Origin of the sequence: Limnohabitans sp. (assembly GCF_031538885.1) — a bacterium.
Lineage (GTDB): Bacteria > Pseudomonadota > Gammaproteobacteria > Burkholderiales > Burkholderiaceae_C > Limnohabitans.
The window spans coordinates 1-9365 of sequence record NZ_JAVKLW010000047.1 but is presented as its reverse complement, the minus strand read 5'-3'; the positions used below and the strand labels follow the sequence as shown (position 1 = coordinate 9365).

Sequence of the window (9365 nt, the reverse complement as noted above, 5' to 3'; positions counted from 1 at the left end):
TTCGATACGGCTCTTAATCAGCTCAGAGATTTCTGCTGGATTGAGTTGCATGACTCTTTCCTTCTTTCTTGTTAGGGCTGACAGGCATTAAGCCGTCAGCGCAACTTTCATTTGATCTAAACGGGCTTTGACAGAAGTGTCTAACACTTCGTCACCCACCACCACGCGAATACCGCCAATTAGCTCAGGCTGCAAAGCCACAGAGACGTTGAGTTTGCGGCCAAAACGCTTTTCGAGAGCCGTCTTCACATTAGCCAAAGCTGCTGCGTCGATCTCAAAAGCGCTGTACACCACAGCGTCTGCCGTACCGCTTTGCGCATTGACATGGGCACGGAACTGCGCAGTCACTTCGGGCAACGCACTCAAGCGACCGTTATCAATCACGGCGCGCAAAAAGTTTTGCGCAGCAGTTGGCAATTTAGATTTGGCAACACCAACCATCAAATCAAACACTTGGTTCGAAGTGACTTTGGGGCCCTCTGCAAATTGCAGCAATTGGGCGTTCCCAGCGATAGCTGCAAGCTCTTCGAGCCATACAGCGGTACCGCTTAAGTCTGCGGCCGAAGCCTTGAACAAAGCTTCTGCGTAAGGGCGGGCAATGGTGGCGAGTTCGGCCATGTTGTCCTCTTACAGCTCAGTCTTTAGACGGCCCAACAAGTCGGCGTGGGCGCTAGCGTTGACTTCCTTGCGGAGAATCTGCTCGGCGCCTTTGACAGCCAATGCAGCCACTTGCTCGCGCAAGGCTTCACGTGCTTTCACAACTTCTTGCGCAGCTTCAGCGTGTGCAGCCGCCACAATCTTTTTCGCTTCGTCCGAGGCATGCGCCTTGGCTTCATCGATCAAGTGTTGTGCGCGACGCTCAGCATCGGCCAACAAAGCGGTAGATTCGTTGCGGGTTTCAGCCAGCTTCAATTCCACTTCTTTGTGCGCGTTGGACAGTTCAATCTTGGCATGTTCGGCAGCAGCCAATCCATGGGCAATTTTTTCTGAACGTTCGTCAAGAGCGCTTGCGATGGGTGGCCACACGAATTTCATCGTGAACCACACCAAGACCGCAAAAACGATCATCTGGACGAACAGGGTTGCGTTGATACTCACGGCAACACCTTTCTTTTGGTAGTTGCGAGAATTACTTCAGGACGAAGGGGTTCGCGAAAGCGAACATCATGGCGATACCAACGCCGATCAAGAACGCAGCGTCGATCAAACCAGCCAACAAGAACATTTTTGTTTGCAGTTCATTCATCAACTCAGGCTGACGTGCAGCTGCTTCGAGGTACTTGCTACCCATGATGCCGATGCCGATACAAGCACCGATAGCACCCAAACCAATGATGAGGCCAGCTGCGAGTGCTACATAACCGAGGACGTGTTCCATTTGTTGCTCCTAAAGAATGGATGAGAGAGAAAAGTTAAGAAAAAACCGAAAACGAGTGCGCCTTAATGGGCATCATGTGCTTGACCCACATACACCAGCGTCAACATCATGAAGATGAAGGCTTGCAATGTGATGATCATGATGTGGAAGATGGCCCAGATAGAACCAGCAATGATGTGACCGATGGGCAGCAAGATGCCAGGCAGCGTGGCAGCAGCAGCGCCACCCATCAAGGCGATCAACATGAACACCAATTCGCCAGCGTACATGTTGCCGAACAGTCGCATACCATGCGACACGGTCTTGGCTGCGAATTCGATCATTTGCATGACGAAGTTAACAGGCCAAAGCAGCGGATGGGCACCGAAGGGCGCGCAGAATAGCTCATGCACCCAACCACCGATACCTTTGATCTTGATGTTGTAAACCACACAGACCAACAAAACAGAAGTGGACAACCCCAAGGTGGTTGACAAGTCAGCCGAGGGCACCACACGCATGTAGGCATGGTGCGCATCGCCACCATTAGCGCCGTAAATAAACTCCCAAATTTTTGGGAACAAGTCGACAGGGAACAAGTCCATGGCGTTCATCAAGAATATCCAGACAAACACCGTCAACGCCAAAGGTGCGACCACCTTGCGGCTCTGCGCACTGTGAATGATGCCTTTGGCTTGTTTATCCACCATCTCAACCAAAATTTCAACAGCAGCCTGGAAGCGGCCAGGCGCGTGGGCCGTTGCACCACGGGCAGCACACCACAAGAAAAAGCTAGCCACCACACCCAAGAACACCGACCAGAAAATCGAGTCTAGGTTGTAAACGGAAAAGTCAATGACGCCAGCCATCGGCTTGTTTTGCAGATGCGTCAGGTGGTGAACGATGTACTCACCAGCGGTCGGACCATGTTCAACAGACATTCGTTCGCTCTTCTTTGTTAGTTGGATTGACTGGGTAAAACACCTTGCGAAAGCCAAGCGCCACCCAATACACCTTCATTGTCACAACTAGGCCCACCAACATGGCAGGCCAGCTCAAATCATTTACCAGGCGAGGCGCTGCAAGCAACATTGCGACGGTCAAGCCTATCTTGACCATCTCCCAGAGGAAAAAGCCAAACACCGCAGCACCAACATTGAACGAAGCGACCCGACGGGTCAAACCTCGTGCAAAGAGCGCCGCAGGGGCAATCACTGCCAGCGCACCGTAAAGCGCCGAATACACAGCAGCCATACGCCCCGCCACCAGCCATACAAGACCAGCCACGAGAAGTCCTAGCACTGCCTGGACTTCAACGACCCGCCACACCGAAAGAAGGGGTTGCTGCTTGCGCAACTCAGCCACCTGTTCGGAGGTGAGTGACTCAAACGTGTCTTGTACGTTGTCTTGATCTTCGGGTTGTATTCTGGTCATGCTTGTTTACGCCCAGGTTACACCCGCTTGCCTCTACTGAACCCAAGATTGTACGCGATAACACATGCGCTTTTGCGCCTATCGCACCAAGAGGAGGATAATTTCTGGCATGACGAACCCGAACATGCCACCAGAAAACCCTCGCACAGACTCGCTGATTGAGTACCCCAGCCTTTTCCCCGTCAAAGTCATGGGACTGAAGGTCGATGGGTTTGTCGGCGCCGTCACTTACATCGCCGAACAATTCGATCCCACGTTTGATGCCACGACCATTGAGTTGCGCGAAAGCAAAGGGGGCAACTATTTGGGCGTCACCATCACCGTCACGGCCACCAGTAGGGAGCAGCTCGATGAGTTGTACCGCACCCTGACGTCTCACCCCATGGTGAAAGTAGTTCTGTGATCAAGCAACTAGGACGTGTGCCCTACCTGCTGACTTACCAAGCCATGCAGGACTTCACGGCGTCACGTACGCACGAAACGCTCGATGAGCTATGGATTTGCGAGCACTCCGCCGTATTTACACAAGGACTGGCAGGGCACACAAACCATTTACTGGCCCCGGGCGACATTCCTGTGGTGCCAACCAACCGCGGTGGGCAGGTGACCTTTCATGGGCCAGGGCAAGTGGTGGGCTATCCACTCATTGACCTCAAGCGTGCAGGCTATTACGTCAAAGAATATGTGTACCGCATCGAAGAGGCGGTGATCCGAACCTTGGGACAGTTTGGCATCACGGGGCATCGCGTCGCTGGCGCACCAGGCATCTATGTGCGCTTGGATGATCCCCGCAGCCACGCCATGCTGACACAGCGTCCTCAGAAGGACGCGAGTAAAGACCCAGACTTTGCAGGACTTGGGAAAATCGCAGCACTGGGCATCAAAGTCAGTCGTCACTGCACGTACCACGGCGTGGCGTTGAATGTGTTGATGGACTTATCCCCCTACCAACGCATCAACCCCTGTGGGTATCGAGGTCTGCAAACCATCGATCTTTCTACAATCGGTGTATCGATCAGCTGGCAAGAGGCGGCTGATGTTTTGAGCCACAAGCTCGTCACCCACTTAACGCCTTAACGACCAGGCCTTAAATACAGCCTTTACCGCCATCCATGTCCACCCCTGACAACCCAGTTGTGCGCGAAGCGCAAACTATCGACACCTACAACGCTTCCGCCAAACAAAAAGCGGCGGCCAAGCTGTCGCGCATTCCTGTCAAAGTTGAGCAAGGCGAAGTCCTGAAAAAACCCGATTGGATCCGCGTCAAAGCTGGCTCCCCCTCCACGCGGTTTTACGAAATCAAGGATGTGTTACGCGCCAATAAACTGGTCACCGTCTGTGAGGAAGCCAGTTGCCCCAACATCGGCGAGTGCTTTGGCAAGGGCGCGGCCACCTTTATGATCATGGGCGACAAATGCACGCGCCGCTGCCCCTTCTGCGATGTGGGTCATGGCCGGCCTGACCCACTTGATGTGAATGAGCCTGAGAACTTGGCAAAAACAATTGCCGAATTGAAGTTGAAATACGTGGTCATCACCAGCGTGGATCGCGATGATTTGCGCGACGGGGGAAGCCAACACTTTGTGGACTGCATCCGCCGCACTCGCGAACTGTCCCCACAAACACAAATCGAGATTTTGGTGCCCGACTTTCGAGGCCGCGACGACCGCGCTTTGGAAATCCTCAAAGCCTCCCCGCCGGATGTGATGAACCACAACATCGAAACCGTGCCACGCCTCTACAAAGAGGCGCGTCCTGGCAGCGACTACACATTCAGCCTGAACTTGCTGAAAAAATTCAAAGCATTGTTTCCGCATGTGCCCACCAAGAGTGGCTTGATGGTGGGCTTGGGCGAGACCGACGAAGAGATTTTGCAAGTCATGCAGGACATGCGCGACCACGACATCGACATGCTCACCATTGGTCAGTACTTAGCGCCCAGCACCAGCCACATTCCCGTTCGCAGATACGTGCATCCAGAGACATTCAAGATGTTCGAGAAAAAAGCATACGCGATGGGCTTCAGCCACGCCGCCGTCGGCGCAATGGTTCGTTCGAGCTATCACGCAGACCAGCAAGCCCATGCGGCAGCTGAAGCGTCTAAGGTTTAAAGCCCCAAGAGTTCAGCTGGTTCGTCACTGGCCAGCACGTCTTGCGCCCACGCCTCTAAGCGAGATATGTCAGCACGGATCACCTCTTGTTTGACAGCCAAAATTTGCGTGGGATGCATCGAGAAGCTGCGCAGACCTAGGCCGAGTAACAAGCGGGTCAAGCTCGGGTCACCGGCCATCTCGCCGCACACGCTTACGCCTTTGCCCTGTACCCGACACTCGGCAATCACGTCCGAGACCAAGCGCAACACAGCGGGATGCAACGGGTCATACAGGTGCGCCACCGATTCATCAGCACGGTCAATGGCCAAGGTGTATTGAATCAAGTCATTGGTGCCGATCGATAAAAAGTCGAAGTACCGCAAGAACATTTGCACGCTCAGTGCCGCCGCAGGCACTTCAATCATGGCGCCAATTTTGACGGGGCCAAACGCCACACCGCGGGCATCCAATTGTTTGCGTGCTTGCTCTAACAAGGCCAGCGTCGACTTGATTTCACGCGCATGTGCCAGCATGGGTATGAGCAGGTGAACTTGGCCATAAACTGTGGCTCGCAAAATCGCGCGCAGTTGTGTCAAGAACATGGCCGGGTCAGCCAAGCTCCAGCGAATGGCACGCAAGCCCAAGGCGGGGTTCAGATGCGCATCTTCTTTCATCGCCCGATCCAGCGGTTTGTCTGCGCCGACATCCACGGTTCGGATGGTGACAGGCAACCCCTTCATACCCTCGACCGCCCGTCGGTAGGCTTGGAATTGCTCCTCCTCATCCGGCAAGGCGCCCTCTCGCCCCATGAACAAAAATTCACTGCGGAACAAGCCCACGCCCACAGCACCCACATCCAACGCAGCAGGCGAGTCCTCAGGCATTTCGATGTTGGCCAGCAGCTCTACGCGCTGACCATCCAAGGTCACCGCAGGCGTGTGACGCAAGCGCGAAAGTCGTTCACGCTCCACCTCGGCTTGGCGCTGCTTGAACCCGTACTCGGCCAAGATGATGGGCGATGGGTTGACGATGACCACACCAGCATCGCCATCAATGATGATCCAGTCATCTTGCCGTACCAACTGGCTGGCCGTGCGTACCCCCACCACCGCTGGAATGTCCAAGCTGCGTGCCACGATGGCGGTGTGCGATGTTTTGCCGCCCACGTCTGTAACAAACCCTGCAAACACGCTTTGTTTGAACTGCAACATGTCGGCTGGCGACAGGTCATGTGCCACCAACACCAGCGGCACATCCATCTCGTCACCCAACTGCAAGTCTTGTTGGCGAGCTTGGTTGCTGCGCTTGGCCGAGACCTGTGGAATCACATGCGGAATGCCCTTCATGTGGCGCAACATACGCTCGACCACCTGCTCTAAATCACCTTTGCGTTCGCGCAAATAAGCATCGTCCATCTCGTCGAACTGGCGCGCCACCACGTCGAGCTGTGAGGTCAAGGCCCACTCGGCGTTATAGAGACGGTCTTTCACCCACTGGCTCACGCCATCGGCCAGCATGGTGTCATCCAGTAGCATGAGGTGAACCTCAAGAATGGCAGCTAGCTCGGGCGGGGACTCTTTGGGTAAGTTGTCATGCAGTTGCTGCAACTCTGCCATCACGGCTTGGCGTGCATGCACCAAGCGCTGAAGCTCGGATTCGATTTGGGCGAACTCAATGAAATAGTGAGCCACATCCACGCGACTGGAGGCGACCAACACAGCCCGCCCAATGGCAATGCCACGTGCGACCGCAAGACCGTGAACAGCCAATGTCATGATGTGACCCTACTCGCCTTCACCAAACTTATCGGCGATAAGGGCCAACAGTCCATCCATGGCCTCTTGTTCTTGAAGGCCATCCGTTTCTAAGTCCACCTCGCTGCCAAGACCTGCCGCCAGCATCATGACTCCCATGATGCTTTTTGCATTGACTCGGCGCTCGCCTTTGCTGATCCACACCTCACACGGAAAGCTACCGGCGAGTTTGGTGAGTTTGGCCGATGCACGGGCGTGCAAGCCCAATTTATTGCTGATGGTCGTTGTGGTTTTGATCATGGATTCGACGATGTTGATTTTGTGATGCCGTAATTGCAACTTGCATCACGCCCTGTGTGCCGCCCGTGAGTGCCCTCGCGATCAGTGCATCCAATGGTTCATGGCGATAGCAGACACTGCGAAACAGCATCGACAAGTTCACCCCAGCGATGAGTTTGGCGTTACTGCCGACAACCAGTTTTTGTGCCACGTTTGCGGGCGTGGCACCGAAAATATCGGTCAGCACCAACAAACCATTGCCCAACGCAGCGCCAGCAGCATCTAAGGCTTGTGCGAGCGTATCCTCCGGTTGGGCGGTGGGCAGCACATCTAGCGCGATGACATCCATCGCACACTCGGGGTACACATGCATGGCGCAATCGCGCAAAGCACTGGCCAAAGGAGCGTGGGCGATGATGAGAATGCGGTTGGTCATAGGGCAAAGTGTGATGGCGGATTATCAGCTGTCTGATTTGTGCTTTAAAAAGTAGCCATACGCGGCCACACAGCAGGTCAAAAACACAGCCAGTGCGCACTGAAATGCTTGCGGCTCTTGCCAACCCATCGCTTTGCAACCATCAATCATCAACCCCATGCTCCACTGCACCACAAACACGCCCGAGAACAGCACCAGGTTATAGGCAGACAAGGCGCGTCCCGCCAAAGCCGTGGGAAAGGCCATACCCACCGCAGGCTGGGCTAGTGACACGAATGAGCTGCTGATGCAAAACAGGGCCCAATGGAATGCCCCAGCATCGGCGCCTGCCCACACCATATAAATTTGCACACAAAAATTCAGCGGTACGCCATACGTCATCAACTTATTGGCGTTGAGGCCTCGGGCGTACAGCATGGGTGTGACCCACCCCCACAACAAGAAAGTCAACAACATGCAGACATTGATCCAAAACAAACTCGTCGCCGCCTCCAGCGAGGAGTAACCTGCCACCTTCATCATCCAAGGCCCAGCCCACAAAGTTTGCATGGCGACCAATCCGCCGTAATTAAAGAAGCCCATGGGTGCCAGGCTGCGGAAATACGGATGCGCCCACACTTGGGTGTAGCTCGCCCAAATTCCAACCGGTTTGGTGTGTTCATGCGACGCGTGAGCAGGATCGGCAATACGCCACGTGGGAACTTGCCATGCCATCAACGCCATCGAAAGCACGATCAACAAGGCCAAGCCAACAAAAATCCACCGCCAACCGATGATGGGCAGCAACCACTGCACAGGTAAAGTAGACGCCAACATACCGAAGGCCCCTGTCATCAGCATCCAAGCGTTGGCGCGTTGCTGCTTCTCGAGTACCAACCAACGACGATAGCCCGTTAAGGGCGCCATCAAGCAGGCGCTCACACCCACGCCAATCAGCACACGGGCCAGCAACAAGCCAGCAAAATCGGTCGCGCATGCAAACGCCAAACTGCCTAAAACGGCGACGCCCAAAAAGCTCAGTACCACGCGCTTTGGACCGTGTTGGTCTAGCCAATGGCCCATCGGTAACTGCGTGAGTGAAAAACCAAAGAAATAGCCTCCCGCCAACAGCCCAAGATCACGCGCTTGCAGACCGAACTCCAAAGTCAAGGTGGGCGACAGTGTGGCCGTAATAGCGCGCAACAAGGCAGATAAGAAATAAGCCGAAGCGAATGCAACAAACACCCAGACAGTCGCTTTGCGCGACAACACATCGTGACTCATGGCAACTTAATTCCTGAAAAGTAGGTTTCAGCAGCGTCTGACAAACCCTTTTCTTTGGCACTGCCATAGACCGCTGCTTGATAAATTTTCCCACCATAGGCGAACCATGCCCGCTGCACTTGGATTTTTTCTGTCACCACATTGGCGCGAACAGCTAAGGTTTGCGCAGGGGGGCCACTCATGGCCCAGCTTTGCGGCACTGCGTCTGTTGGGGGCCTGTGCAAGGCGGCCAAGCTGGCCAAACGCCATGCCTGTATCGCCTCCGTTGTCGTGAGGCCAAGCGGCACCGCCATGTCCCCAAAGGTGAACTGCATGTTGCTGGCTTCACACCCCTGCAGAGACAAACTTGTTTCCACATCACTGGAGACCACACGCATCATCACCATACGGGTCGCGTGATCGGGCTTGCAAGGCAGCAGGACCGTCAAGCCTGATGCATTCGTGTTCACTTGCCTCCAATTCAGCGCAGGCGTGCAGCCGTAGAGCGTGGTCGCCAAAGCAAGCAAAAGCATCCAATACTTTACAGCCCATGTCATGCGCACCATTATCTAAGATCACGAACCTTGAACCTGGCCTCACGCAAACTCTAGCTTATTTATGCGGGCGTGACTTGACCTTACCCCTGAAAAACGTACTCCTTAGCTGATAGGTAAAAATCAGTTTTAGGAGAGAGAAATGAGCGATTCGATACGACGGGCGCGGTACGCACTGGAATTCAAGCTGGAGGCCGTCAGGCTGGTCAAGGGTGG

The 9365-nt window shown here is 54.6% G+C and carries 13 protein-coding genes; 3 read left to right on the top strand and 10 right to left on the bottom strand.

Features of this window, described 5'->3' with window-relative positions; translation table 11 throughout:
- Positions 1-87 precede the first annotated feature (87 nt).
- The 5 genes from RMS03_RS03075 to RMS03_RS03055 form a co-directional block, all read right to left on the bottom strand.
- Positions 88-618 carry a F0F1 ATP synthase subunit delta gene (locus RMS03_RS03075; protein WP_310625640.1) on the bottom strand — a complete coding sequence of 177 codons (531 nt, stop codon included), beginning with the start codon at positions 616-618 and terminating at the stop codon, positions 88-90.
- A gap of 9 nt (positions 619-627) precedes the next feature.
- Entirely contained in the window at positions 628-1098 is a 471-nt protein-coding gene (locus RMS03_RS03070; protein ID WP_310625639.1) for a F0F1 ATP synthase subunit B, read from the bottom strand.
- A 31-nt stretch (positions 1099-1129) separates the two neighbouring features.
- Complete coding sequence (gene atpE, locus RMS03_RS03065) at positions 1130-1378, bottom strand: F0F1 ATP synthase subunit C (RefSeq protein WP_100147432.1); 249 nt, start codon at positions 1376-1378, stop codon at positions 1130-1132.
- 62 nt (positions 1379-1440) lie between these two features.
- Positions 1441-2298 (bottom strand): F0F1 ATP synthase subunit A, encoded by an 858-nt coding sequence (gene atpB / locus RMS03_RS03060; RefSeq protein ID WP_310625638.1) that lies wholly within the window; start codon positions 2296-2298, stop codon positions 1441-1443.
- Positions 2288-2722, bottom strand: coding sequence for an ATP synthase subunit I (locus tag RMS03_RS03055; RefSeq protein ID WP_310625637.1), 435 nt, complete (start codon positions 2720-2722; stop codon positions 2288-2290). Before RMS03_RS03055 ends, atpB begins: the two co-directional genes overlap by 11 nt.
- A gap of 178 nt (positions 2723-2900) precedes the next feature.
- On the opposite strand from RMS03_RS03055, the gene RMS03_RS03050 reads away from it, so the two are divergent.
- From RMS03_RS03050 to lipA, 3 genes are read left to right on the top strand one after another with little or no spacing between them, the layout of a single operon-like run.
- Positions 2901-3194, top strand: coding sequence for a DUF493 family protein (locus RMS03_RS03050; RefSeq protein WP_310625636.1), 294 nt, complete (start codon positions 2901-2903; stop codon positions 3192-3194).
- A gap of 44 nt (positions 3195-3238) precedes the next feature.
- A complete protein-coding gene (lipB, locus tag RMS03_RS03045) occupies positions 3239-3868 on the top strand; it encodes a lipoyl(octanoyl) transferase LipB (RefSeq protein WP_310625641.1) in 630 nt (209 codons plus the stop codon).
- Positions 3869-3903: 35 nt separating this feature from the next.
- Entirely contained in the window at positions 3904-4902 is a 999-nt protein-coding gene (gene lipA / locus RMS03_RS03040; protein ID WP_310625635.1) for a lipoyl synthase, read from the top strand.
- Here lipA and ptsP read toward each other — a convergent pair.
- From ptsP to RMS03_RS03015, 5 genes are read right to left on the bottom strand one after another with little or no spacing between them, the layout of a single operon-like run.
- Complete coding sequence (gene ptsP / locus RMS03_RS03035; RefSeq protein ID WP_310625634.1) at positions 4899-6659, bottom strand: phosphoenolpyruvate--protein phosphotransferase; 1761 nt, start codon at positions 6657-6659, stop codon at positions 4899-4901. The two genes, lipA and ptsP, sit on opposite strands and share 4 nt — an antisense overlap.
- Before the next feature lie 9 nt (positions 6660-6668).
- Positions 6669-6938 carry an HPr family phosphocarrier protein gene (locus RMS03_RS03030; protein WP_310625633.1) on the bottom strand — a complete coding sequence of 90 codons (270 nt, stop codon included), beginning with the start codon at positions 6936-6938 and terminating at the stop codon, positions 6669-6671.
- Positions 6907-7353 (bottom strand): PTS fructose transporter subunit IIA, encoded by a 447-nt coding sequence (locus RMS03_RS03025; protein WP_310625632.1) that lies wholly within the window; start codon positions 7351-7353, stop codon positions 6907-6909. The genes RMS03_RS03030 and RMS03_RS03025 overlap by 32 nt, the downstream gene beginning before the upstream one ends.
- 24 nt (positions 7354-7377) lie before the next feature.
- Positions 7378-8616, bottom strand: coding sequence for an MFS transporter (locus RMS03_RS03020; RefSeq protein WP_310625631.1), 1239 nt, complete (start codon positions 8614-8616; stop codon positions 7378-7380).
- Positions 8613-9152, bottom strand: a complete 540-nt coding sequence (locus RMS03_RS03015; RefSeq protein WP_310625630.1) for a hypothetical protein — start codon at positions 9150-9152, stop codon at positions 8613-8615. Before RMS03_RS03015 ends, RMS03_RS03020 begins: the two co-directional genes overlap by 4 nt.
- Positions 9153-9365: the final 213 nt, after the last annotated feature.